Annotated in this window: 26 protein-coding genes; 15 read left to right on the top strand and 11 right to left on the bottom strand. The window is 55.9% G+C overall.

Translation table 11 applies throughout. The features are described from left to right. Positions 1-11: 11 nt before the first annotated feature. On the bottom strand, positions 12-1478 hold the full coding sequence (locus tag FY156_11790; GenBank protein ID UXS02093.1) for a UdgX family uracil-DNA binding protein: 1467 nt from the start codon (positions 1476-1478) through the stop codon (positions 12-14). Further along, complete coding sequence (locus FY156_11795; GenBank protein ID UXS02094.1) at positions 1478-2710, bottom strand: putative DNA modification/repair radical SAM protein; 1233 nt, start codon at positions 2708-2710, stop codon at positions 1478-1480. Before FY156_11795 ends, FY156_11790 begins: the two co-directional genes overlap by 1 nt. Before the next feature lie 220 nt (positions 2711-2930). Between FY156_11795 and greA the strand changes: the two genes are divergently transcribed. Both greA and FY156_11805 read left to right on the top strand, forming a co-directional pair. Then, on the top strand, positions 2931-3407 hold the full coding sequence (gene greA, locus FY156_11800) for a transcription elongation factor GreA (protein ID UXS02095.1): 477 nt from the start codon (positions 2931-2933) through the stop codon (positions 3405-3407). Positions 3408-3541: 134 nt separating this feature from the next. Next, complete coding sequence (locus FY156_11805) at positions 3542-4597, top strand: glycosyltransferase family 4 protein (protein ID UXS02096.1); 1056 nt, start codon at positions 3542-3544, stop codon at positions 4595-4597. A 32-nt stretch (positions 4598-4629) separates the two neighbouring features. Here the strand turns inward: FY156_11805 and FY156_11810 are convergent, their stop codons facing one another. Next, positions 4630-5097, bottom strand: coding sequence for an Lrp/AsnC family transcriptional regulator (locus tag FY156_11810; GenBank protein ID UXS02097.1), 468 nt, complete (start codon positions 5095-5097; stop codon positions 4630-4632). A gap of 214 nt (positions 5098-5311) precedes the next feature. On the opposite strand from FY156_11810, the gene trxB reads away from it, so the two are divergent. From trxB to FY156_11830, 4 genes are all read left to right on the top strand, one after another. Then, positions 5312-6286 (top strand): thioredoxin-disulfide reductase, encoded by a 975-nt coding sequence (gene trxB, locus FY156_11815; GenBank protein UXS02098.1) that lies wholly within the window; start codon positions 5312-5314, stop codon positions 6284-6286. A gap of 24 nt (positions 6287-6310) precedes the next feature. Continuing rightward, positions 6311-7207, top strand: coding sequence for a LysR family transcriptional regulator (locus FY156_11820; GenBank protein UXS03128.1), 897 nt, complete (start codon positions 6311-6313; stop codon positions 7205-7207). A 649-nt stretch (positions 7208-7856) separates the two neighbouring features. Further along, a complete protein-coding gene (locus FY156_11825) occupies positions 7857-8147 on the top strand; it encodes a helix-turn-helix transcriptional regulator (GenBank protein ID UXS02099.1) in 291 nt (96 codons plus the stop codon). 72 nt (positions 8148-8219) lie between these two features. Continuing rightward, entirely contained in the window at positions 8220-9332 is a 1113-nt protein-coding gene (locus tag FY156_11830) for an alkene reductase (GenBank protein ID UXS02100.1), read from the top strand. Positions 9333-9374: 42 nt separating this feature from the next. Here the strand turns inward: FY156_11830 and FY156_11835 are convergent, their stop codons facing one another. Both FY156_11835 and FY156_11840 read right to left on the bottom strand, forming a co-directional pair. Then, positions 9375-9764, bottom strand: a complete 390-nt coding sequence (locus FY156_11835; GenBank protein UXS02101.1) for a hypothetical protein — start codon at positions 9762-9764, stop codon at positions 9375-9377. Continuing rightward, positions 9764-10804 carry an NAD(P)H-binding protein gene (locus FY156_11840; protein UXS02102.1) on the bottom strand — a complete coding sequence of 347 codons (1041 nt, stop codon included), beginning with the start codon at positions 10802-10804 and terminating at the stop codon, positions 9764-9766. The genes FY156_11835 and FY156_11840 overlap by 1 nt, the downstream gene beginning before the upstream one ends. A gap of 90 nt (positions 10805-10894) precedes the next feature. Between FY156_11840 and FY156_11845 the strand changes: the two genes are divergently transcribed. Next, on the top strand, positions 10895-11839 hold the full coding sequence (locus FY156_11845) for a LysR family transcriptional regulator (GenBank protein ID UXS02103.1): 945 nt from the start codon (positions 10895-10897) through the stop codon (positions 11837-11839). 3 nt (positions 11840-11842) lie between these two features. Here FY156_11845 and FY156_11850 read toward each other — a convergent pair whose 3' ends face one another. Both FY156_11850 and FY156_11855 read right to left on the bottom strand, forming a co-directional pair. After that, complete coding sequence (locus tag FY156_11850; GenBank protein UXS02104.1) at positions 11843-12115, bottom strand: DUF2188 domain-containing protein; 273 nt, start codon at positions 12113-12115, stop codon at positions 11843-11845. 266 nt (positions 12116-12381) lie between these two features. Further along, the gene (locus FY156_11855) at positions 12382-13584 is read right to left on the bottom strand and encodes a pyridoxal phosphate-dependent aminotransferase (protein ID UXS02105.1); all 1203 of its coding nucleotides are present in this window, start codon (positions 13582-13584) and stop codon (positions 12382-12384) included. Between the two features lie 209 nt (positions 13585-13793). Between FY156_11855 and FY156_11860 the strand changes: the two genes are divergently transcribed. The 4 genes from FY156_11860 (at position 13794) to FY156_11875 (ending at position 16922) form a co-directional block, all read left to right on the top strand. Next, positions 13794-14723, top strand: a complete 930-nt coding sequence (locus FY156_11860; GenBank protein UXS02106.1) for an EAL domain-containing protein — start codon at positions 13794-13796, stop codon at positions 14721-14723. A gap of 199 nt (positions 14724-14922) precedes the next feature. Beyond that, positions 14923-15165 carry a hypothetical protein gene (locus FY156_11865; protein UXS03129.1) on the top strand — a complete coding sequence of 81 codons (243 nt, stop codon included), beginning with the start codon at positions 14923-14925 and terminating at the stop codon, positions 15163-15165. A gap of 195 nt (positions 15166-15360) precedes the next feature. Continuing rightward, positions 15361-16263, top strand: coding sequence for a DMT family transporter (locus tag FY156_11870; GenBank protein ID UXS02107.1), 903 nt, complete (start codon positions 15361-15363; stop codon positions 16261-16263). Between the two features lie 443 nt (positions 16264-16706). Then, positions 16707-16922 carry a cold-shock protein gene (locus tag FY156_11875; protein UXS02108.1) on the top strand — a complete coding sequence of 72 codons (216 nt, stop codon included), beginning with the start codon at positions 16707-16709 and terminating at the stop codon, positions 16920-16922. An 81-nt stretch (positions 16923-17003) separates the two neighbouring features. Here FY156_11875 and FY156_11880 read toward each other — a convergent pair whose 3' ends face one another. Further along, positions 17004-17648 (bottom strand): MBL fold metallo-hydrolase, encoded by a 645-nt coding sequence (locus FY156_11880; protein UXS02109.1) that lies wholly within the window; start codon positions 17646-17648, stop codon positions 17004-17006. Between the two features lie 214 nt (positions 17649-17862). Between FY156_11880 and FY156_11885 the strand changes: the two genes are divergently transcribed. The 4 genes from FY156_11885 to FY156_11900 all read left to right on the top strand — a co-directional run bounded on the left by FY156_11885 (position 17863) and on the right by FY156_11900 (position 21349). After that, complete coding sequence (locus FY156_11885; protein UXS02110.1) at positions 17863-18471, top strand: DUF1236 domain-containing protein; 609 nt, start codon at positions 17863-17865, stop codon at positions 18469-18471. Positions 18472-18709: 238 nt separating this feature from the next. After that, complete coding sequence (locus FY156_11890; protein UXS02111.1) at positions 18710-19222, top strand: MarR family transcriptional regulator; 513 nt, start codon at positions 18710-18712, stop codon at positions 19220-19222. A 2-nt stretch (positions 19223-19224) separates the two neighbouring features. Beyond that, entirely contained in the window at positions 19225-19938 is a 714-nt protein-coding gene (locus tag FY156_11895; GenBank protein ID UXS02112.1) for a response regulator transcription factor, read from the top strand. Between the two features lie 31 nt (positions 19939-19969). Next, complete coding sequence (locus FY156_11900; GenBank protein ID UXS02113.1) at positions 19970-21349, top strand: HAMP domain-containing protein; 1380 nt, start codon at positions 19970-19972, stop codon at positions 21347-21349. A 37-nt stretch (positions 21350-21386) separates the two neighbouring features. Here the strand turns inward: FY156_11900 and FY156_11905 are convergent, their stop codons facing one another. The 3 genes from FY156_11905 to FY156_11915 are packed head-to-tail and all read right to left on the bottom strand — an operon-like array spanning position 21387 to position 23061. Further along, positions 21387-21728, bottom strand: a complete 342-nt coding sequence (locus FY156_11905) for a tRNA-binding protein (protein UXS02114.1) — start codon at positions 21726-21728, stop codon at positions 21387-21389. A gap of 12 nt (positions 21729-21740) precedes the next feature. Next, complete coding sequence (locus FY156_11910) at positions 21741-22559, bottom strand: pyrroline-5-carboxylate reductase (protein ID UXS02115.1); 819 nt, start codon at positions 22557-22559, stop codon at positions 21741-21743. A gap of 1 nt (position 22560) precedes the next feature. Further along, positions 22561-23061, bottom strand: a complete 501-nt coding sequence (locus FY156_11915) for a hypothetical protein (GenBank protein ID UXS02116.1) — start codon at positions 23059-23061, stop codon at positions 22561-22563. Between the last annotated feature and the right edge of the window lie 296 nt (positions 23062-23357).

A 23357-nucleotide genomic window follows, 5' to 3' on the forward strand; every position in this document is an offset into this window, starting at 1 on the left:
GCACAGAACAATCAGGCGACAATGCCGGTATCAACCAGCCGCCTGATGCTTGTCATATCATCTTGAAATCTTTGTAGTTCTTCGTTGCGCTTCGCGCTTTCTGGAATGCGAAGCAGATAGGATGGATGCACGGTGATGAACAGCATTCTGCCACCATCCATCGGTATAGGCTTGCCGCGCAAATCTGATAGTTTTTCTTTCATTCCAGTCAGAGCGAAAACCGCAGTGGCGCCCATTGCGACAATCAGTTTCGGCTGAATGAGGTCGATTTCCCGCGTCAGCCACCACCTGCATCGCTGCACTTCTCCCGCATCCGGACGCTGGTGAATACGCTTTTTGCCACGGCTTTCATATTTGAAGTGCTTGACGGCATTGGTGACATAAAGTTTCGAACGGTCCATTCCGACAACCGCGAGCGTCTGGTCAAATACCTTTCCTGCCGGGCCCACAAAAGGCCTGCCAGCCAGATCTTCGTGATCGCCCGGCTGCTCACCGACGATCATTACGTCGGCATCAGCCGGTCCCTCGCCAAAGACAGTTTGCGTGGCTTTGCAATGGATCGGACAAAGCGTGCAGCCCTGCGCCTTATCCCTCAATCCCCCGAGGCTGTTGGCATCGGGCAATTCTGGTGCGGGCATGTTTGTTCGTGCCGTCTGGAGCCGGTGATGGAATGGTTGGGGTTCGCTCGCGGCTTTCGCCGCCATCTCCAGAACACGTGCCTCCGCACCGAGGATCAGATCCGGAATTAGCGCTGCCTCAGGCAGGTTTTTCCAATATTTCTTTGGCATCTCCGCCGTCATAGCCTTGATCTTCAATCGGGCCGGATTGAAAATATTGGCGTAATAGGTCCGCCAGAGTTCATCCGCTTCATCGGATAGATCGGGTTTTTCTGCCGCCTCCCGCGACGTCTTCAACGTCTCTCCATCCCATCGGGCAGATCCCTTCGGGGTTGCAATCAGCCAATCCATGTCTGTGAACCGCCGTTGGAAAAAATCGGCCTTGCGCTCCACAATGAAGTGATCCGGCTCAAACCATGCGATAAACCGCCGCCGACCGACCTCCTCTTCAGCCAGGGGCACTTCCTTGAAACGGACAAAGGCCGTCATCTTGTGACTGTCGCGACGGACGGATTTTTCCATGTGCCGGGCGTCAACGACATCCGCGTCGGATTTGAATTGCAGAAGTGCCCGATCTTCACGCAACCGCCACAACAAACGATAGAGCAGAGCAAACCGGGCACGATCACTGTGACAGATGACGGCCTCGGCAAGCGGCAGGAATGCAGAGGGAACACTGAAAGACGCGGAACCTGTTGCTGCGGGGAAAACGGAGCCCTCGTCAAAACCAAACAAATCCGCGCCATCGTCACGACATCGCCAGTCTATCTGGTCTGGTGAAATACCGGCCAGAAGACAGGCGCGCGCGGCATTGCGCCACTCGGCAAAATCTCCCCGTCCCTCCAGCACGATCCTGTACATTACAGCAACGACAATTGTTCCGGCTGCGGCGCGAACATGGCACGCAGATCAGGGCGTTCCGTCAGTTTTCCCGGCACCCAGCCATCTGCCACCACAAACGCCTTCACCTTTTTCAAGGAAGCGCCAAAGCGACCGATATCCTCGAGCCGCAGCCGGCGAAATCTCCGGGATGACAGGATTGAATTGACGGTCTTGACGCCAAATCCCGGAACCCGCAGCAAAAGCTCTCGATCCGCCTTGTTCACATCCACCGGAAACGACTGCCGATTGCCGAGCGCCCAAGCGAGCTTCGGGTCGATGTCGAGGTCCAGCATCCCATTCTTTTGTGTGGAGATAATTTCTCCAATATCGAAGCCGTAAAACCGGTAAAGCCAATCGGCCTGATACAGCCTGTGCTCCCGCATCAGTGGCGGCTTGATCAACGGCAGATTTTTCGATGAATCAGGGATCGGGCTGAAGGCTGAATAATAGACGCGTCGCAAACCATAGCTGCCATAGAGTCGCGCACTTGTTGAAAGAATGGTGCCGTCATCCGCACCATCGGCGCCAACGATCATCTGCGTGCTTTGCCCTGCGGGAGCAAACTTTTTGACACGCTTGCTTTTCAGCGTCGGCTCACCCGCCTCTTCGATCTTGAGGCGAATATCGGCCATCGACCGTCGGATATTGTTGGGATGTTTCTCCGGCGCGAATTTGCCGATACCGCTATCGGTGGGAAGCTCGATATTGATCGACAGACGGTCGGCGTAGAGTCCGGCTTCTTCCACGAGATGCGCAGACGCTTCCGGAATGGATTTCAGATGGATGTAGCCGCGAAATCCATGCGTTACTCTCAATTCGCGTGCGACACGCACCAGTTCTTCCATCGTATGGTCAGACGAGCGAATGATGCCGGAGGATAAAAAAAGGCCCTCGATGTAGTTTCGCCGATAGAACTCCAGCGTCAACCAGACGACCTCCTCGACGGTAAAGCGTGCCCGCTCGACATTGCTTGAGGAGCGATTGATGCAATAGGCGCAATCGTAGATACAGAAATTGGTCAGCAGGATTTTCAACAGGGAGATGCATCGACCATCTGGCGCATAAGCGTGGCAGATGCCCGAACCTTCTGTAGAGCCAAGACCGCCGCTTGCGGAAGAGTTTCGTTTCGTGGTGCCACTGGACGCACAAGACGCATCGTACTTCGCTGCGTCCGAAAGAATGGCAAGCCGCTCTTTGATTGACTTTCTCATGCAATGTTCTCTATATGTTCCGATGACGAAAGTCAACTAAACTGCATAAGAGACTGAATTTCATAGCGATTATCGGGAAGTTTAATTTTCTGGCATTTCGCTGTCGTCTTCTGATATAGTCGGTTTAATTCTGATTTTGACACGGTTCCGGAGCTCTGCTTCGGAACCTGTTTCTTTTTGTGTCTGCGAATACCGCGGCTCGAATGCGAAGGAATAAGAAATGGTAGAAAAAGTACCGATGACTCAGGGTGGATTCGTCAAGTTGCAGGAAGAGCTGCGTTGGCGCCAGCAGGAGGAGCGTCCGCGCATCATCGAGGCAATTTCGGAAGCGCGCGCCCACGGCGACCTTTCGGAAAACGCCGAATACCACGCCGCCAAGGAAGCCCAGAGCCACAATGAAGGCCGCATCACCGAACTGGAAGATCTGACCGCCCGTGCGGAAGTCATCGATCTGTCCAAGATGTCCGGCTCCAAGATCAAGTTTGGCGCCACTGTGAAGCTTGTCGATGAGGATAGCGACGAAGAAAAGACCTACCAAATCGTTGGCGACCAAGAAGCCGACGTGAAGGCTGGCCGCATCTCCATTTCTTCGCCCATCGCCCGCGCCCTGATTGGCAAGGAAGTCGGCGACAGCATCGAAGTTAACGCACCGGGCGGCGCAAGAGGATACGAGATCCTCGCCGTACAGTGGGGCTGACTGCCGCCAGGCGTCACGTGTTCCATAGGACGCGTAGACATGCCGCATCTGCTTTGAAATCTTGCATCTCTGTTCCGCTCGGGTGACGTCATTCGAGCGGAATGTGTTTTAGCGGAACAGACGGAACGTTAAATTTGTCTCGGGTCGATCTCAAAGATGTGCAGGTGCTTGCGCCGAATTTTAAAAAAAGACTTTCGGGCGTAACGTCCACCATTGTTCAGCTTATTCCGGCCCAGAACCGGATGGGACAAAAGGTGGCAGCTATCGGCCCGGGCCTGCCTGCACATTTGCCATGGGTACGCTTCCGCGATCTTTGGCGGCTTTGGCTGGCCGGTCCGCTCGGCGGACCTCGCATATGGCATGCACGACGCAACATCGAAATGTTGCCGGGCATCATCATGCGCGACGTGCTGCGTATGAAGGTCAAGCTTCTCTTCACCTCCGCCGCACAAAGACGTCACTCCGGCTACACCCGCTGGCTGATTTCGAAAATGGATGCGGTCGTGGCGACCAGCGGTCGTTCCGGATCGTTTCTGGAAGTCCCGCATCAGGTCATCATGCATGGCGTTGATACGACGCTGTTTCATCCCGGCAAAACGGACGAGGACACGATAGCGGCAACTGGCCTTCCGGGTCGATATCTGGTCGGTTGTTTTGGGCGTGTCCGTCACCAGAAGGGCACTGATCTTTTCGTTCGCGCCATGATCGAGCTACTGCCCGACTATCCCGAATGGACCGCGGTGGTCTCCGGCCGGGTCACGCCCGAACATAAGGCCTTCGGTGACTCCCTGAAGTCCGATACAGAAGCCGCCGGCCTCACACAACGCATCATCTTTCAGGGGGAAGTGGATGACATCAAACCCTGGTACAGACGACTGTCGCTCTATGTTGCCCCTTCCCGCAACGAAGGTTTTGGCCTCACGCCATTGGAAGCCATGGCATCCGATGTCGCCGTCGTCGCCAGCGATGCAGGCGCTTACGCGGAAATGATCGCTGAGGGAGAGACGGGCATGGTCGTTAAGGCTGGCGACTACGATTCGCTGCGTGATGCGATCAGAAGCTATCTCGCCGATCCGGACAAAACGCGGCAACACGCACATGCCGGACTCCATCATGTCCGCACCGCCTTCCCGCTGGAAAACGAATCGGAACGGCTAGGCGCGCTCTACGACAAGCTACGGCAGAACTGAAAAAGCGCGCAGTCGCCTGCGCGCTACAGATATTAGACTTCGACAAGTCCAACGCGTTTGACCTGACGGATCGTCAGCATGGTGCGCACCGTATCGACATTCTCGTCGGCAGTCAGAACCTCAATGACGAAATCCTGGAACTCCGTCAGGTTTTTTGCCACGCAGTGCAGCAAAAAATCGCTTTCGCCTGAGACCATCCACGCCTGCCGCACCAGCGACCATCCGCCCGTTGCAGCAGCGAAGGCTTTGAGATTGCTGTCCGATTGGCGCTTGAGACCGACCATGCAGAAGGCAACGAGATCAAAGCCAAGCTTGGGCGCGTTCAACATGGCGTGATAGCCTTCGATGACACCGGCCTCTTCCAGCTTACGCACGCGCCTGAGACACGGCGGCGCTGAAATGCCGACCCGTTCAGCAAGCTCTACATTTGTCATGCGGCCGTCACGCTGCAATTCGCGCAATATTTTCAGATCGATGGCATCGAGTTCGACGCTGGTCACGGAGAGTTCCTCTTTGAGCGGAAGAACTTCCTTGTACTATTCGGGGCAGGATTCGCAAGAATATGCCGCTCTCGGGACACAAAATTACACAGGCATCCACAACTGCCTTGTTGGTAACGCAAGGCTGCCCTTGAATAAAGGCACTAGACAACCTTAAATACCGGCAATTGAAGGGTTGAGGCACTGCCTCTACCCCTGCTGAAAGGAACACCCCATGTCTGCCCGCCACACCAAGGTATTAATCATCGGTTCCGGCCCCGCCGGCTACACGGCCGCGATCTACGCTGCGCGCGCGATGCTGAAACCTGTGCTGATTGCCGGCATGGAACAGGGTGGCCAGTTGATGATCACCACGGATGTTGAAAACTATCCAGGCTTTGCCGATCCTATTCAGGGTCCCTGGCTGATGGATCAGATGCTGAAGCAGGCAACCCACGTCGGTGCAGAAATCGTCAATGACCTCGTAACCGAAGTTGAAACCACGGTACGCCCCTTCGTCGTCCGCACCGATTCCGGACAGGTCTGGACCGCAGACACACTGATTATTGCGACCGGCGCGAAAGCCAAGTGGCTTGGCATCGAAAGCGAACAGCACTTTCAGGGCTTTGGCGTTTCGGCCTGCGCGACCTGCGACGGCTTCTTCTATCGCAACAAGGATGTGATCGTCGTGGGTGGCGGAAATTCTGCAGTCGAGGAAGCACTCTATCTCGCCCATATCGCCAAGACCGTCACCGTCGTACATCGGCGTGACAGCTTCCGCTCGGAAAAGATCCTTCAGGAGCGCCTGTTCGCCAAGGAAAACGTCAAGATCCTCTGGAACACGGAAGTGGCTGAGATCACCGGCGCACCTGCCAAGCATCCAATGCCACCATCGGTTTCCGGTGCGAAGTTGCGCGACACGAAGACCGGCGAAATCAGCGAAATGCCGATCGACGGCGTCTTCGTCGCAATTGGTCACGCGCCGGCCGTCGAACTGTTCAAGGGCAAAGTGAAGCTCAAGGACAATGGCTACATGTGGACGGCTGCCGATTCCACGGCAACGAGTGTTGAAGGCATTTTTGCTGCCGGCGACGTGACTGACGACATCTATCGACAGGCTATCACGGCCGCTGGCATGGGTTGCATGGCAGCACTCGAGGCCGAACGTTATCTGACCGCACATCAACCGCTTGCGGTAGCAGCCGAATAATCGAAAGGCAGGATCGGCATGGCGATGCCATTGGACTGGGACAAACTGCGCATTTTCCATGCCGCCGCGGAAGCGGGTTCATTTACCCATGCGGCAGACAAGCTGCACCTGTCCCAGTCGGCGATCAGCCGTCAGGTCAGCGCATTGGAACAGGACGTCGGCGTCAAACTGTTTCACCGGCACGCCCGTGGCCTGATCCTCACGGAACAGGGTGAATTGCTGTATCGCACAGCCCATGACGTGCTTTTGAAGCTTGAAACCGTCAAGATGCAGTTGACCGAAACGACGGAGAAGCCCAGCGGCAAGCTGCGCGTCACCACCACGGTCGGCCTCGGTCAGGGTTGGTTGACGGACAAGGTACAGGAATTCCTGCAGCTTTATCCGGAAATGTCGATCCAGCTCATCCTCGACAACGAGGAACTCGACGTGAACATGCGGCACGCCGACTGCGCGATCCGCTTGCGTCAGCCGCAGCAGTCGGACCTCATCCAGCGCAAGCTGTTCACGGTGCACATGCACGTCTATGCCGCGCCATCCTACATCAATCGATATGGCGAACCGCAATCGATCGAGGATCTGGACAACCACCGTATCATCTCATTCGGTGAACCGGCTCCCAACTATCTGCTGGACGTGAACTGGCTGGAAAACGCCGGTCGTTCATCCGACAACACCCGCACGCCGCACTTGCAGATTAACAGCCAGACCTCGATCAAACGGGCCTGCCTGCTGGGAATCGGCATCGCCTGCCTGCCGGATTACATCGTTGGACGTGACCCTGGTTTGATTCAGTTGTCGCTCGCCGCGGACATTCCCTCATTCGATACCTACTTCTGCTATCCCGACGAGATGAAAAACGCTGCAAAACTGAAGGCGTTCAGAGACTTTATCGTTGCCAAGGCGCGCAACTGGAACTTCTGACGCAAAAACAGTCGACCTTATGAAATTGTCAATAAAGTTCAATCGGTTAACTGCCGATCAGAAGGAGCATAGCCGTAACTTTCGCATAGAGCCCTGCACAAAAAATGTACCGGAAAGATGCAGGCCTGCGTAAATCGCATGCCTGACCTGCACAAAAAAGAGTTGTTGTCTGCACAAAAAAGCACCATATCGCACTCAGCTGATGCACACCGGTGGCTTTCCTCCCAGTTCCACCGCATCAGCTGTTCCCCTCTGGAGGTTTTTAACCTTCACACTTAAAAGGGCCCTGGATCTTTCCGGTGGCCCTCTTTTTTTACCCGCAATAATTTTCTCCAAATATGCGCAATACTGCATAATACAACCTTGTTTTGTAGGCACCGCGCACCCATATCTAATTCAGCTGTCGCGGCTGACTTTTGTGCGCTGGACAGCTGTTCCCCTCTGGAGGTTTTTGACCTTCAAACTATCAGGCCGCGGAGAAATCCAGCGGCCTTCTTTTTTGCTAAGCATGCAGCGTGGAAACGGGGCGCGTTTGCGCGAGAGCGCAATAGCCAGTGCATCCTTGCATGGCTTTCACAGAGACGTGAATTGTATATCGATTTCTACCGATATATAGATCGCCAACATCAGATTTAAGAGAAAAACGCTTATGAACCCGGAGGCCATCCTCAAGGCGATCTCGCATCCGGCACGACTGCAGTTTCTGGCATGGTTGAAACACCCGGAACGGCATTTCTGTCAGGATCATCCGTTCAGTATGGGCGTGTGCGCCAACCAGTTCCAGGTTGGCGGTCTGTCGCAATCAACCGTCTCCTCGCACCTTGCGATCCTGCAATCCGCAGGCCTCATAAAATCGAAGAAGGTTGGCCAATGGGTGTTTTTTGAACGGAACGAAGAAACAATCGACGCATTTCTCGACCATCTGAAAACCAATCTCTAAGCATCCCAAGCTTCGAGCCCTCTTGCGCAAATGCCTGCGCAAACAAGCCAACCGACCAGAAAGTGAAGTCGTATGACCAGTCTTTTCGAACCGGCACAGGCCGGCGACATTGTCCTCGCCAACCGAATTGTCATGGCGCCCCTCACCCGCAACCGGTCTCCCGGGGCAATTCCCAACAATTTGAACGCCACATATTACGAACAGCGCGCCTCGGCCGGTCTGATTGTAACGGAAGGCACGCCGATCTCTCAGCAGGGCCAGGGCTACGCCGACGTTCCCGGTCTCTATAAGAAAGAAGCTGTTGACGGCTGGAAGACGGTCACAGACGGCGTTCACGCTGCCGGCGGCAAGATCGTCGCCCAGATCTGGCATGTCGGGCGTATCTCGCACACCTCGCTGCAACCGCATGGTGGGCAGCCTGTCGCGCCATCTGCGATCACGGCAAAATCCAAGACCTATATCATCAACGACGACGGCACCGGCGCTTTTGCCGAAACCTCTGAGCCTCGCGCGCTCACGCATGATGATATCGGCCTTATCCTTGAAGACTATCGCTCCGGCGCACGTGCAGCGATCGAAGCAGGTTTCGACGGCGTCGAAATTCATGCTGCCAATGGCTACCTCATCGAGCAGTTCCTGAAATCCAGCACCAATGAGCGCACCGACCAATATGGCGGCTCGATCGAAAACCGCGCCCGTTTCCTTCTGGAAGTCGTTGATACCGTGACAAAGGAAATTGGCGCTGGCCGCACCGGTATCCGCTTGTCTCCGGTCACACCGGCCAACGACATCTTCGAAGCTGATCCGCAGCCGCTCTACAACTATGTTGCCGAGCAACTTGGCAGCCGCAGCCTGGCGTTCATCCACGTCGTCGAGGGCGCAACCGGCGGTCCGCGTGACTTCAAGCAAGGAGACAAGCCGTTCGACTACGACGCCTTCAAGGCTGCCTATCGCAACGCTGGCGGCAAGGGGCTCTGGATCGGCAACAACGGCTATGATCGTGACACCGCGATAGCAGCGGTCGAAAACGGCAAGGTCGACGCTGTCGCCTTCGGTAAGGCGTTTATTGCAAACCCGGATCTGGTCCGCCGCCTCAAAGACGACGCGCCGCTGAATGAGCCCAACCAGCCGACCTTCTATGGCGGCGGCGCCCAAGGTTACACGGATTACCCGGCTCTCGCCTGATAACAAACGATAAGCCGCGCCCCTCAGGGCGCGGCTTATCGTTCAAGGATGCCTCCTGGCCTGCCGAGCGGCAAAGTCCGAGAAAGCTCCCATGATAAACGCGTTGGGCACATGCAGCGCCTGAAGAAATCCGCTCCCTGTTTCCCGGCCGATGCTCATCAGCGCGACTTGCAGGCCATATAGCCCGAGCAGGATTATCGCGCGTGAGAGATTGGGGCGAAGATCACTCTGGCGCAGGGCCATAACCACCAACGCGCCAATTGGAAGCACGAGAAACATCCCAAGCGACTTATGCAATTCAATCAGCGAGCTGTCATAATAGAGCGATAGTCCCGCCAGCAAGACTTGCGCGAAAATCAGTGCCGGCACACTCGCCGATATCAAGGCAAACAATTGGCGCGAGCGCGATCCGGAATGGACAGGAATGGCCATCACACCCTCCTCGTCACGTTGATCAAACGGCCGATCTCCTCAGCACCATCGCGGACGGGGTCGAAACAGCCAAGCCCCGCCAGAGTTGCCGATATTGCCAGATCGATCGGGGTGTGCGGCTCTTCCCCGAGAAACTCCACGAGCTTGCGATTGCTCATCCGGATCGGCATCCGCCAGAGATATTGCATTTCGAGGACTTCACGAAACAACGGAACAACAGGCGCGGCCAGCCGCACCGCACTCCACGACAGACGCTTCATCTTGACGGGATGGCCGGATACACGCTCGATTGCCTTGACGATCTGCAGACCGTCGAAGTCCCAGAAGCCATCCATATGGAAGACAGAGAACGGGGCCAGCGCATCCGATCGATCAAGCAGGCGACCGATTGTTTCTGCCGCATCCGGCAGATAGGCCCATTGATGCCCGGCATGAGGATAGCCGGGGTTCGATACGCGACGGACAGGTTTTCCTGGTCGCACCAGCATCTGCGAGAACCAGTTGTTCTTCGCACCGGGCCCGAAGAAATCTCCCGCCCTCACGATCAGCACCGGTACGCCGCGAAGCGAGGCCGCCGTTAGCCGCTGCTCCATTTCCTTTCGCAACATGCCTTTACGGGTAAAAGGATTTTGCGGACTTACTTCCGTCAGGACAGGAAAGGCATCAGCACCGAAATTATAGACCGAGCCGGGAAATACGATACGTGCCCCGACAGCTTCGGCGGCTGCAATTGTGTTGTCCAGCATAGGCAACACCTGCTTTTCCCAGTTCTGGTATCCGGGCGGATTAACCGCGTGAACGATCATATCCGCATCTTCGGCGGCTGCCAGGACATCGGTGCGACTCAAGGCGTCGCCAGTGACATATTCCATGTCCACCCTCGCCCCTGACAGCGCCGCCCTGCGGCTGATCGCCCTGACGCGCCAGCCGCGCTTCAAAAGCATTCTTGAAATCTCGCCACCGATACCGCCATTTGATCCCAGCACGAGCGCCAGACGCCCACCGGTTTGAACTGAAGCTTTACTGTCTTCATTGATCATTGCCGTCACTCCTTCATCTTGACTGGAGTATTGGCTCGTTATGGATTATACGAAATTGTCGAAACACGTGGATCGGCCATACAAAATCTTATGATGAAGAACCGTAACGTGAGTTGGGATTTTTACCGAACCTTTCTCGGTGTTCTCCGGGATGGTTCCCTCTCTGCGGCAGCCCGTGAGCTAGGCATCACGCAGCCCACCGCTGGCCGCCACATCGGGGCGCTGGAGGAAGCCATAGGCTTCCCGCTGTTCATTCGCTCTCCGCACGGACTGATGCCGACGGAAGCGGCACTTGCCCTGCGTCCCTACGCAGAAAATCTTGCTGCGACGGCATCGGCTCTGATGCGGGCAGCATCTGGCGAAGTCGGCAAGATCGAGGGCGCGGTTCGCATCAGCGCCTCCGATATCATCGGCGTGGAAATCTTGCCGTCGATTATCGCCAAGTTGCAGGATATTCATCCGCGGCTCGAGATCGAACTCTCACTGTCCGACACACTGGAAGATCTTCTGCGGCGAGAAGCCGATATCGCCATTCGCATGACAGAACCGCAGCAGGATGCGATTGTCATGCGCTATATCGGTAATTTCCGGCTGGGCTTTCACGCAACGCGCGAATACCTGGAAAAAGCCGGTACTCCGATGGAAATGATGGATCTCGAAGACCATCGCATGATTGGTTTCGATCGCAAGACGCCTTTCATTCGGGCTGCAATCCACCATATGCGATCCCTCAAGCCCGAGATTCCCGATACGGAAGAAATTTCATTCGCCGTACGCGCAGACAGCAATCTTGCGCAACTCTCTATGATCCGCGCCAGCGCCGGAATCGGTGTCTGCCAGATAGGTATGGGGCAAAAAGATCCTCGGCTTGTCCGTGTTTTGAACCACATCGACATTCCGCTGCACACCTGGGTCGCAATGCACGAAAATCTCAAGACGTCACCACGTTGCCGCGCCGTTTTCAGCGCGCTGGTGGAAGGCTTGAAAGCCCATCTGAAAGAGACGGACCCGGAAGCGCCGCCGCAAAGGCGTTAAAACTCAATAAGGCCGCGCCTGGGACTGGCGGGTGGTCTTGTCCACAATCTCGGCCTCCGGCCGGTCGCCGCCCTGACTGTATTCTTCGTGCCAGTGGCCTGTTTCGTCCTGATAGCTTATCTCTTCATCTTCCCCGCCGATCTGCTGTTCAACGGCAACGATCCGCGCCGCCTGAACGGCATCGGAATAGGATGGGAACGTTTCGGAATAGGCGCCATTCAGTCGATAGGCAAAACCTCCATCATGTTCCACAATTTCATACACCACTTTGGTCATACATGCTTCCTCCTGCTTCAGGCGACATGACCATAACCGCTATTCAGATGTGGCATTCAGCGGACACCACAGCGCGGGCGGCACGTCCTTGACGCCACCACTATCCTCCCAAAAACGCCTGAGTGCAAATTCTGCTTAAACGATGAGACGAGGCGTCGCAGGTCGATCGCGACTGAGCGAAACGTTTCGCTCGATGAATCGACGTGAGCTAACACAAATAAAAAAGCCCGGCATCGCTGCCGGGCCTTATCATAATGTCAGTGCTATTAGCGGCAATCAGCGCAGAAGCGCTGGATACGCTTGCAGGCCTCTTCAAGCAGCGTTTCCGAGGTGGCGTAGGAGATGCGGAAGTTCGGGCCAAGACCGAAAGCCGAACCGTGCACAACGGCAACGCCTTCAGCTTCGAGCAACTCGGAGACGAAATCCTCATCCGTTTCGATGACCTTGCCGGACGGTGCGGTCTTGCCGATCATGCCAGCGCAGGACGGGTAGACGTAGAACGCGCCTTCAGGTGTCGGGCAATTGATACCCTTGGCCTGGTTAAGCATCGAAACAACCAGATCACGGCGACCTTCGAAGATCTTCTTGTTCTCGGGAATGAAATCCTGAGTACCGGCAAGCGCCTCGACGGCGGCCCATTGCGAGATGGACGACGCACCCGATGTCTGCTGACCCTGGATCATGTCCATTGCCTTGATGAGCGGCAGCGGACCCGCAGCGTAACCAATACGCCAGCCGGTCATGGCATAGGCCTTGGAAACGCCATTCATAGTCAGCGTGCGGTCATAGAGCGACGGCTCTACTTCAACAGGCGTCACGAATTTGAAATCGCCATAGGTCAGGTGCTCGTACATGTCGTCCGTCAGCACCCAGACATGCGGATGCTTGACCAGCACGTCCGTCAGAGCCTTCAGCTCGTCATGCGAATAGGCCGCGCCCGATGGGTTGGAAGGCGAGTTGAAGATGAACCACTTGGTCTTCGGCGTGATCGCCTTTTCCAGTGCTTCAGGCTTGAGCTTGAAATTGTCTTCCAGCGTGGTGTCAACGAAAACCGGCGTACCACCGCAAATCGCAACCATTTCCGGGTAGCTTACCCAGTAAGGTGCCGGAATGACGACTTCGTCGCCCGGGTTGAGCGTTGCCATGAAGGCGTTGAAAAGAATCTGCTTTCCACCCGTGCCGACAATGGTCTGCTCAGGCTTGTAGTCGAGACCGTTTTCACGCTTGAACTTTTCAGCAATCGCCTTGCGCAGTTCAGGGATACCGGAAACAGGCGTGTATTTCGTTTCGCCACGCTTGATGGCATCGATGGCCGCTTCCTTGATGTTTTCAGGCGTATCGAAATCCGGCTCGCCTGCGCCAAGGCTAATCACATCGCGACCCTTCGCTTTGAGATCGCGAGCTTTCTGGGTGACGGCGATGGTGGCGGACGGCTTTACGCGGGAAAGAATGTCGGCAAGGAAGGCCATTTTTAATCGGTCCTGTTGAAGTTGACATCGGCAGAAGCCCGAAAACGTCGACGACTGCGGCATTTTCTATGTCTAAAGAGCAGCAGTCTTTCAAGGCCAAAAGCCGACATATGTGGAATAACGGAAGATTTAAATCTTCCTTTACCGGGAAGTAACGCTTCCTCGTTAAAATCTGGGGGTCAAATCGTGTGTTTTGCTGCTGGTGAAATATGGCGCAGAAAAGCATCTTTTCCAGCCTCGTCCGCCAAGCCGACGGGACCTGGACCACAACCTATCGCACGTTCAGCTTGAAATCGGCTTTACAGCCGATCTTTCGAAGAACGGAGGTCGGCCCTCTCGACATCGATTCCTTCGAGGGTCTCGTCCGTCCCTATCGTGGTGAAGAGCCTGTCACGCCGGGTGAGTTTTTCGCACTCGTTGCGCCTGAAGATATCGAGAACATCGACAGCATTCTGCGCACCATCCATATTCTCAACCTCGGCAGGCTGGATCGCGCCCGCGCCCGCATCTTTGTCAATTTTCATCCTGGCCTCTTCCAGACACCCGCCAAAATGCGGCAGGAGGTGGAACGCATGCGACTTGCCGCCCACGAAGCGGGCATCACAGCAGATCGCATCGTCTGCGAAATCTCGGAAAAGAAAACATCCGACACACGCATGGTGGCGGATTTTGCCTATCATATGCACGATATCGGCTTTCGCGTCGCCTTGGACGACTATGGCGCCGGCGATTCCGACATCGAGCGCATCAAGCTTATCAAGCCGGACTATGTGAAATTCGAATCCGGATGGGTAAATGAGTTCATGCGCAATTCGGCCGGCGCTGCATTGCTGCGCGTCATCGTCGGCCAGTTCCGCAACGATGGCATAGAACCCGTCTTTGAAGGACTGGAGTCAGACTGGCAGGTCGACCTTTGCGAAGAACTCGGCGTTTTCCTGATGCAGGGATATGTGCTGGCCAAACCCGAACTGGCCCCGACGAGCTTCGATGAGCGTTTTCCCGAACTGGGAAGCGACCGATACAACGCCACGGTGCGGGCAGAACGAGCCACATCAGGCCTGCCGCTCTTCAAGGAAGATCGTCCTTCGGACATTCGTCCGGCACGCCCAACACGAACATTTGGAAAACGCGGCATCTGACAAGACCGCACGCATTAACCGTGCCTTGATATTGCCACAATAAATACCGCGGACCGCCTGAATTCGGTCTCCAAGCAGTCCATTTCGAAGCCTCTTCTATCCTTCGCGAGCAGGGATAAAAGGGAACTGGACAATGTTTACGAACGACAGGACTTCCGTCGAAAAATTACGGGCCAAAAGAACATTGTTTTCTCTCTGGATGGCGATAGCTGCTCTCCTCGTGATCCTGACCATGGCAGCAGGACTTGCAACCTCGGCAAATGCTGCGCAGGCCGTGGACACCATGCAGACCGCCTCCATCCCTCAGGTTGCCGCAACCGCACCGGAAGGCGACAACACATTGCTCATCGCTCTCTCTGGCTTCGTCTTTCTCGGCCTCGGTGTCGGCGGTTTGGTACTGACAAGGCGCAGCCTGAGGGACGAAGCGCGTCGTTTCAAATAGCGACCACGAAATGCTCCCTGCCGCCTTTTGCCCGCCTCGCCCCGAGCCTGCCCTATCCGCCGTCGCTGACTTGCAGCGCCCGCACCTTGCTGATAAAGCACGTAGCTAACGTCGTATCGACAATTCAAAAAATTCCCGAACGTCCAAGGCCGTGACACTAGGTTGTCAGGCCCTTGTCTTGCTGCTGGTGCCATTATGACACGTGTTCAGGCCAATCTGGTGCTTCTCCTCGCTGCGGCGATCTGGGGTGGCGGTTTCGTTGCCCAGTCCTCGGCGATGGCATCGATCGGGCCGTTCTGGTTTGTTGGGCTACGCTTTGCGATCGCAACCATTGCCGTCCTGCCATTTGCCCTGCTCGAAAACCGCAGCCTCAAAGCCGCCCCCACGAGGAGCAACATGCGGTCGTTTGCGATTGTCGGGCTTGCTCTGTTTGGGGGCGCTACTACACAGCAGGTCGGCCTGCTCACCACCACGGTGACGAATTCCAGCTTTCTGACTGGTCTCTATGTGATTTTCGTACCGGTTATTGCGGTCGTTCTTTATCGTCGCCATCCACACTGGATTGTCTGGCCTTGCGCTCTGATGATGCTTGGCGGAATTTTCCTGCTTTCGGGCGGCGCGTTCGCTGCTCTCACCCAGGGCGACGTCCTTAGCATTATCTGCGCCTTCTTCTGGGCCATCCAAATCACGCTGGCTGGCCGCTTCGTTTCCGAAACTGGAAGACCTCTGGCGCTGTCCTGCACACAGTTCGCTGTTTGCTCCCTCCTGAGTTGCATCATCGCTCTCGTCTACGAGCCGATCAGCATGGCAGCGATTACAGGTTCGCTGGCCGAGATTTTCTATGTAGGACTGGTCTCATCAGGCCTTGCTTTCGTGCTGCAGGTCATCGGCCAGCGTTACACGACAGCCCCTCAGGCAGCGATATTTCTCTCATCGGAAGCCCTTTTCGGTGCTTTGCTAGCATCGATTTTCCTCAACGAGACGATTTCGGGGGCCGGTTACGTAGGCTGCCTGATTATCTTCGTTGCCATCCTGATGGTCGAACTCATACCCGAACTCACCAAAAAGCGACCCAAAAGCATGGCGGGCGCGGCCTGACACAAAAAGAACCATTTTTCCCAATTCGGGAAAAAGCGCGGCGCCACTGCGAGAAATTTGCTGAAAATGCCGAACCATACGGCGATTATTTCAGCAATTTAGCAGGCTGCAGAAAAATTATGCGATCGCCGTCATTTGCTCTACCGCAGGTTTTTTATCTGATAAAAAGCCCTTGAAAACTTTTGCTTGCCAATTTCAAATAAACGCATCACTCTACCGCGGTTCGGGCAATTTGCGAGCATGGGAAGGCCTATAAATTTGCGCACCGGGGACGCTATAAACCTCGGGCGGCGGGACGAAAAACGTTGGATGAGAACGCCATTACTTCCCGTTGCGAAGGTCCATTTTCTCAATAGTCAAAAACTGCCTGCCAACGCCCACGCGGGGCAAAACTGTAATGCTGCCTGTAGCTGAACGCGGGCAGAGCGAAAAGGACCTGATGCATGGCCGAGACTGGCACCGTAAAATTCTTCAATACCGACAAAGGCTTCGGCTTCATCAAGCCAGACAATGGTGGCGCTGATATCTTTGTTCACATCTCTGCCGTACAGGCTTCTGGCCTGTCCGGTCTCTCAGAAAATCAGAAAGTAAGCTTCGACACGGAACCGGATCGTCGCGGTAAGGGCCCGAAGGCAGTCAATCTGCAAATTGCTGGCTGACCCGACACGGCTTTCTCTTCTAGTTGAAGCCCGGCAGGAATGCCGGGTTTTTTTATTTGCGCTGCCAAAACAACTTCAGGTTCAAATGCCTTGAAGATAGGGGTTCGTACGGCGTTCTTCACCCAGGCGCCCACCCGGTCCGTGACCGCAAATGAACCCGACCTCATCGCCAAGCGGCAGAAGCTTGTCGCGAATGGATGCAATCAGTTGGTCATGGTTGCCACCCGGCAGATCGGTGCGACCGACGGAACCGGAGAACAATACGTCTCCGACATGCGCAAAATTCTGGTCACGATTATAATAGATGACATGGCCTGGCGCATGGCCAGGGCAATGATAGACCTCGAACAGATGATCGCCGAAGGATACCCGGTCGCCGTCATTCAGCCATCGGTCCGGCAGTACGTTTTGCAGACCGCTGATCCCGTATTTCTCCGCCTGCGCCTCAATTCGCTCAAGAAGCGGACGGTCGTCTTCGTGCGGGCCAACAATATCAAGAGCGAGCTTCTCTTTGAGTTCCTTGGCTCCGCCGGCATGATCGAGGTGACCATGCGTCAGCCAGATCTCTTTCAACGTGATGCCGTTTTCCGCAACAACCTGGAGAATAACATCGACATCCCCGCCGGGATCGACAATGACGCCCTCCTTGGTGTCCTGATCGAAAAGAACAGTGCAGTTCTGTTCAAAAGGCGTAACAGGAATAATGCCTGCCTGTAGTTTTCCCATGTTATCGTCTCCGGCACCCAAAAAATCCAGTTTTCTATAACGCGCTGTCCTGCCCGGCACAATGCAACGACCGCATTCGTTGGAACGCTGTTTGGCGTTGGAAATCAGTGAGGACGGCCCTAACAGAACGTTTTCAGATACCGGCTGCACAAAAAATCTTGGAACGGACGGACCGTTCTGACGTTTAGCTCCCGTCTTAAAAGGAGTGAGACACATGGACAAAAAGCTGAAACTACTCATAGCCGGCAGCGCTTTTGCGCTCATGGCCGGTTACGCAAATGCCGCCATGGTCGCCACAACCGCATCCGACATTTCCGTGCGTTCTGGCCCTGGCGAAGACTATCCAGAACTGGGTCTTGCTACCCGTGGCAGCAATGCCGTGCTTGATGGCTGCATCGAGAGCAGCGCCTGGTGTCGTATTGAGGTGAACGGTATGAGAGGCTGGGCGCATGCCGACTATCTCAACGTGATGTATGAGGGCTCGCCTGTCATTCTGGAAGAGCGCCGTAGCGATCTAAACGTGCCCGTTGTCACCTATGAAAAGACCTCGAGCATTCAGGCTGAACCGAACCCCGGCGACCCCAATCTTGGTCGCGTGGCTGATGTCGATGCCATCACCCCACCTGAAACGGTGATCACCTACATGGATAGCCATCCGGCTGACGTGGTGCGTGTCGATGGTGACGTCGTTGTCGGCTCGACTTTGCCGCCCAATACGCAGCTCATGACGATCCCGGACTACGAGTATAGCTATGTGCGGGTGAATGATGTTCCGGTTCTGGTCGAACCTGGGACTCGCCGCATTGTCTACGTGTACGAGTAACGGCAAGGCAAGGCGTGACAAAAATCGCCAGACCTATCGAGAAGAGCGCGGATTTCCGCGCTCTTTTCTTTTGCCATCGCTTCGCAGCAGGATTCCGGTTGCACCCCGACCCGCACCATATTATCCAGCGCAACAGAAAATGATCGGCGACATCCTCCCGAGCGGGCACGTTTTCGGCTATGTTTACAAAATATTGGCGCATGGACGTGAGTCAGCCGCAGACAACGAAGGAACAGCAGTGCCACCGCAATCGCTCAAGAACGCAGCCACGAAGCAGACACCTGCACTTCCGAAGGTTGATGACGGGAAGATCGATTTCGACACGATAGAAGCACTGTTCTTCGCTTACCGCGACTTCGTCTCCGATCCGGATGTCATTCTTTCCAAGCTCGAATACGGGCGGGCACACCATCGTGTTGTGTATTTCGTCAGCAGACAGCCTGGCATGACAGTTGCAGATTTGCTGGATACCTTGCAGATCACCAAGCAAAGCCTTGCGCGCGTTCTCAAGCAGCTCATTGACGATGGCTATATTCGCCAGATGGCAGGCCCGGAAGATCGTCGTCAGCGCCGGCTCTACCCCACCCTCACCGGACGGGAGCTTGCACTGGCACTCAGCGAACCACAATCACGTCGTATCGATCGCGCACTGGAAGGCCTTGGCCCCGATGCGCGCGACTGCGTGCGGAAATTTTTGGCGCAGATGCGAAGCCCGACACCCCTTGAAGGGGTTCCATTGGAAAGCGAATAACCATGGCGACATCTCCGACCAAACGCCCTCCCGCGGAAGACGATGCAGCTCACCTGCTGATCGTCGATGACGATGCCCGCATCCGCGATCTCTTGCAGCGTTTTCTCGGAGACAAAGGTTACCGCATTTCGGTTGCAGCCGATGCGGCCGAAGCACGCCGCAAGATGCTGGGCATTCGTTTCGACTTGCTCATTCTCGACGTGATGATGCCCGGTGAAAACGGTCTGTCGCTTACTCGGTCCCTGAACGAGGACAAGTCCGTTCCCGTCATTCTCTTGACGGCACGCTCTGAAGCCGACGCCCGCATTGCCGGTCTGGAAGCTGGCGCTGACGACTACCTCGCCAAACCTTTCGATCCCCGCGAACTGGTCTTGCGCATCAACAATATCCTGCGGCGAAACACATCACCGGATACGCCGAAGATCGAACAGATAATGTTCGGCCCCTTCAATTTCTCGATTCCCAAAAAGGAATTGCGACGTGGAGCGGAATCGATCCGTCTCACGGATCGCGAGCAGGAGATCATGCTGCTCTTTGCCCTGCGCGCCGGAGAAACGATACCGCGACATGAATTGGTCGAGGCAGAATCCGATGTTGGCGAGCGAACGATCGACGTGCAGATCAATCGCCTGCGCCGCAAGATTGAGGATGATCCCGCCAACCCTGTCTATTTGCAAACCGTACGCGGTATCGGTTATCGCTTGAGCGTAGATTGAACCTCGCAACAGCGAAAACGGGCGCATAAACATGGCAAGCCTCGATTTTCTCACCACCGTCAAGAACAGCGGCATCGCGAGAAGCTGGCGTTCCTTCGGCAGATTGGTTCGCCACTGGCTACCAACCGGGCTTTATACCCGCTCGCTCATCATCATCATCCTGCCGATGATCCTGCTGCAGGGGGTCGTGGCCGCTGTTTTCATGGAGCGTCACTGGCAGCTCGTCACGGAACGCCTTTCTGCTGCCGTTACCCGCGACATCTCGGCCATCATCGAATTGCTGCAGACGGACCCTGAAGAGGACGACTATCAGCGCGTCATCCGGATCGCCCGCGATAAGCTCGACCTCAGCGTCTATATTGAGCCCAAATCCGATCTGCCCGCACCAAGACCCGAACCGCTGTTTTCCATTCTCGACAGGATTCTGGCAGACCAGCTGACCCAGCAAATCGGCAAGCCGTTCTGGATCGACACCTATGGCAATGGCTCGCTCGTTGAGATTCGCATCCAGCTTGAAGACAAGACACTGAGGGTCTTCACCCGGCGCAGCCAGGCCTACGCATCCAACACCCATATTTTCCTTGTCTGGATGGTCGGTGCATCGCTGGTGCTGATCGCCATTTCCATCCTGTTCCTGCGTGGACAGATCAAACCGATCGAGTCGCTGGCGCTTGCAGCCGAAAGCTTCGGCAAGGGCCAGAAAATCAGCGCTTACTCACCGCGCGGCGCAGATGAAGTCCGGCGAGCGGGTCTCGCTTTCATCCTCATGCGCGAGCGCATCGAACGCCAGATGGAGCAGCGAACGGCTATGCTGAACGGCGTGAGCCACGACCTGCGCACCATCCTGACACGCTTCAAGTTGCAATTGGCCCTGGCCGGCGATAATCCCGACCTTGAAGGATTGGACAACGACGTCGAGGATATGCAGTCCATGCTGGAAGCTTATCTGACATTTGCGCAGACCGACGTGGAGGAGAATGTCGGCACGCTGGCGCTTGTTCCGCTTCTGGAAAAGACCAAGCACGACTTTGCGCTGCACGGCAAAACCCTGAGCTACGAACTTTACAACGTCGAGAATGTCGTCGCGCGACCAAATGCGCTGTCCCGCCTTGTTGCTAACCTGGCCGCCAATGCGCAGCGCTATGCCAACCGCCTTCATATCGATATTCGCAAGGCGCCACGCTCGATCATCATGACGTTCGATGACGACGGTCCCGGCATTCCCGAGCAATCACGCGAAGATGTCTTCAAACCGTTTTTCCGGTTGGACGAAGCACGTAATCTCAATGCTTCGGGAACGGGACTTGGCCTTTCCATTGTCAGGGATATTGCGCGTAGCCATGGCGGCGAAGTCACACTGGGTGACAGCGCGATGGGCGGCTTGCGCGTCATCGTGAAAATTCCGGCCTGATCCGCTTATCCGAGGATCGAGGCCGGACAAGCCGTGATCAGCACATTTTCTCGCCGTTTGGCACGTCGCGCTCGACGCCTGCCAGAACGATGGCACCGTCCTTGTCGGCAAAACCGAGGGTCAGAACTTCCGAGCGAAAGGGACCAATCTGCCGCGGCGGAAAATTTACCACGCCCAGCACCCGCCGACCGATCAGGCTTTCCGGCGTATAGTGCACGGTGATCTGTGCCGATGATTTCTTGATGCCGATTTCCGGTCCGAAGTCGATCTTCACCTTGAAGGCCGGTTTGCGCGCTTCCGGAAAAGGTTCGGCTTCGATGATCGTACCGACACGGATATCGACCTTCTCGAAATCGGCATAGGAAATTTCACCGCTCATATCTGTACCTTGTCAGCCGGCCAATTCTTCGGCGCGTTTTTTCGCGGCTGCAACCGCCTTGTCGAACAAGGGCTGCATACCGTCGTCCGCCATCAGGACGGACAGTGCCGCAGCAGTCGTACCACCCGGAGAAGTCACGTTCTGGCGGAGGCGCGACGCCTCTTCCGTGGCCTGGTGCAGCAATTCCCCTGCCCCGGCAACGGTCTCACGCGCAAGACGCATTGCCACATCGGCAGGCAGGCCTGCTTTGCGACCAGCTTCGGCCATACACTCGACGAGATAGAAGACATAAGCTGGACCGCTACCCGAAACTGCCGTCACCGCGTCGATATCGCTCTCGGCATCGACCCACTCAACGGGTCCGCTGACTTTCAGCAACCCATCGACCACGGATTTCAGAGCTGGCGTAACCGCAGCATTGGCATAAGCGCCCGTGACGCCACGGCCAACCATCGCTGGAGTGTTTGGCATGGCTCTGACAGCAGCCACGTCACCGAAATAAGAAGTGAAGGTGCTGATGGTCGTTCCGGCCGCGATTGAAACGACAACCGTGGACGGACCGACGAGTGACTTCAACGCTGGCAGCACGCTGTCCATCAGTTGCGGCTTCACGGCAACGAACAGAATACCCGCTGTCACGCCTTCCGGTGCGCTTTCGCTATGCAGCGCGCCAGCCTCGGCGATCGTCGTTCTCATGGCGTCGGAGGGGCGTGGGTCGACAACGATGACTTGCGATCCGGGCACACCTTTTTTGAGCCAGCCGGTCAGCATTGCGCCGCCCATATTGCCCGCTCCGACCAGAACGAGCGGCCCCGAAGCCTTGTACACCATATTACGCTTCTCCAACGGTCTCGAACATAACGGCTTCAATTGCCGTTTTGGCGTCCAGTCCCGACCAGACGACGAACTGGAATGCCTGATAATATTGCTCGCAGGACTCAAGCGCGCTGGAAAGCAGCACCTCAACCTGCTGGTTGTTGGGCTCCGCGCCGCCAGCGAGCAGAAGCGACTGACGGAAGATCACCACATCTTCCTGCCGCCACAGGTCGAAATGCCCCATGAGCACCTGACCGTTGATTTGCGAAAGCAGGCGAATAACCTCATTGACGCGTGGCTCGGGCACCTTGATGTCGAATGCACAGGCAAGATGAAGCGCCTCGAACTCCTCCATCCAGGAAAAGGAGATATGGTAGTCGGCCCAGTGACCCGCTACCGTCATGGCAATTTCATCCTCGCCAGAGCGTTCGAACGACCAGTCGTTCGTCGCGGCAACGATCTCGATCATGTCCACTGGATTGGACTGACGCTCAATTTCAAATTCCATCAGGCTCATGCGGCACCTTCTCAGCCGGAATCGATGTTACGTTTTGAACGCCGGGCACAAAACTCACATACAAACCGGATTCAACATTTGAGACGATTGCCCGACACCACCAGAATTACGCAGTCACCCTGTCTGGAGCTTACCAGGTTCGTTTCGAATCATCATTTAAAATCAGTCTATAATGCGCGAGTCCCACTGCCACCCCTCGAAGGCCATTTTTGCTTTTTGAGCAGTGGATATCTTCTCCCGCATTGCCTCAGGCGAGAGTCATAACCGACTCTGACAATTGTGTTTTTTGCATGTGT

The sequence above is a fragment of the Agrobacterium tumefaciens genome, assembly GCA_025559845.1.
Classification (GTDB): Bacteria; Pseudomonadota; Alphaproteobacteria; order Rhizobiales; family Rhizobiaceae; genus Agrobacterium.

Coding starts and splice junctions, on each gene's coding strand:
- FY156_11830 (UXS02100.1), top strand. CDS start 8,220: ATGACCAGTCTTTTCGAACCGGCACAGGCCGGCGACATTGTCCTCGCC.
- FY156_11790 (UXS02093.1), bottom strand. CDS start 1,478: ATGTACAGGATCGTGCTGGAGGGACGGGGAGATTTTGCCGAGTGGCGC.
- FY156_11905 (UXS02114.1), bottom strand. CDS start 21,728: ATGAGCGGTGAAATTTCCTATGCCGATTTCGAGAAGGTCGATATCCGT.
- FY156_11865 (UXS03129.1), top strand. CDS start 14,923: ATGGCGATAGCTGCTCTCCTCGTGATCCTGACCATGGCAGCAGGACTT.
- FY156_11875 (UXS02108.1), top strand. CDS start 16,707: ATGGCCGAGACTGGCACCGTAAAATTCTTCAATACCGACAAAGGCTTC.
- FY156_11895 (UXS02112.1), top strand. CDS start 19,225: ATGGCGACATCTCCGACCAAACGCCCTCCCGCGGAAGACGATGCAGCT.
- FY156_11885 (UXS02110.1), top strand. CDS start 17,863: ATGGACAAAAAGCTGAAACTACTCATAGCCGGCAGCGCTTTTGCGCTC.
- FY156_11820 (UXS03128.1), top strand. CDS start 6,311: ATGCCATTGGACTGGGACAAACTGCGCATTTTCCATGCCGCCGCGGAA.
- FY156_11840 (UXS02102.1), bottom strand. CDS start 10,804: ATGATCAATGAAGACAGTAAAGCTTCAGTTCAAACCGGTGGGCGTCTG.
- FY156_11910 (UXS02115.1), bottom strand. CDS start 22,559: ATGGTGTACAAGGCTTCGGGGCCGCTCGTTCTGGTCGGAGCGGGCAAT.
- FY156_11860 (UXS02106.1), top strand. CDS start 13,794: ATGGCGCAGAAAAGCATCTTTTCCAGCCTCGTCCGCCAAGCCGACGGG.
- FY156_11900 (UXS02113.1), top strand. CDS start 19,970: ATGGCAAGCCTCGATTTTCTCACCACCGTCAAGAACAGCGGCATCGCG.
- FY156_11855 (UXS02105.1), bottom strand. CDS start 13,584: ATGGCCTTCCTTGCCGACATTCTTTCCCGCGTAAAGCCGTCCGCCACC.
- FY156_11870 (UXS02107.1), top strand. CDS start 15,361: ATGACACGTGTTCAGGCCAATCTGGTGCTTCTCCTCGCTGCGGCGATC.
- FY156_11850 (UXS02104.1), bottom strand. CDS start 12,115: ATGACCAAAGTGGTGTATGAAATTGTGGAACATGATGGAGGTTTTGCC.
- greA (UXS02095.1), top strand. CDS start 2,931: ATGGTAGAAAAAGTACCGATGACTCAGGGTGGATTCGTCAAGTTGCAG.
- FY156_11915 (UXS02116.1), bottom strand. CDS start 23,061: ATGAGCCTGATGGAATTTGAAATTGAGCGTCAGTCCAATCCAGTGGAC.
- trxB (UXS02098.1), top strand. CDS start 5,312: ATGTCTGCCCGCCACACCAAGGTATTAATCATCGGTTCCGGCCCCGCC.
- FY156_11835 (UXS02101.1), bottom strand. CDS start 9,764: ATGGCCATTCCTGTCCATTCCGGATCGCGCTCGCGCCAATTGTTTGCC.
- FY156_11845 (UXS02103.1), top strand. CDS start 10,895: ATGATGAAGAACCGTAACGTGAGTTGGGATTTTTACCGAACCTTTCTC.
- FY156_11795 (UXS02094.1), bottom strand. CDS start 2,710: ATGAGAAAGTCAATCAAAGAGCGGCTTGCCATTCTTTCGGACGCAGCG.
- FY156_11880 (UXS02109.1), bottom strand. CDS start 17,648: ATGGGAAAACTACAGGCAGGCATTATTCCTGTTACGCCTTTTGAACAG.
- FY156_11825 (UXS02099.1), top strand. CDS start 7,857: ATGAACCCGGAGGCCATCCTCAAGGCGATCTCGCATCCGGCACGACTG.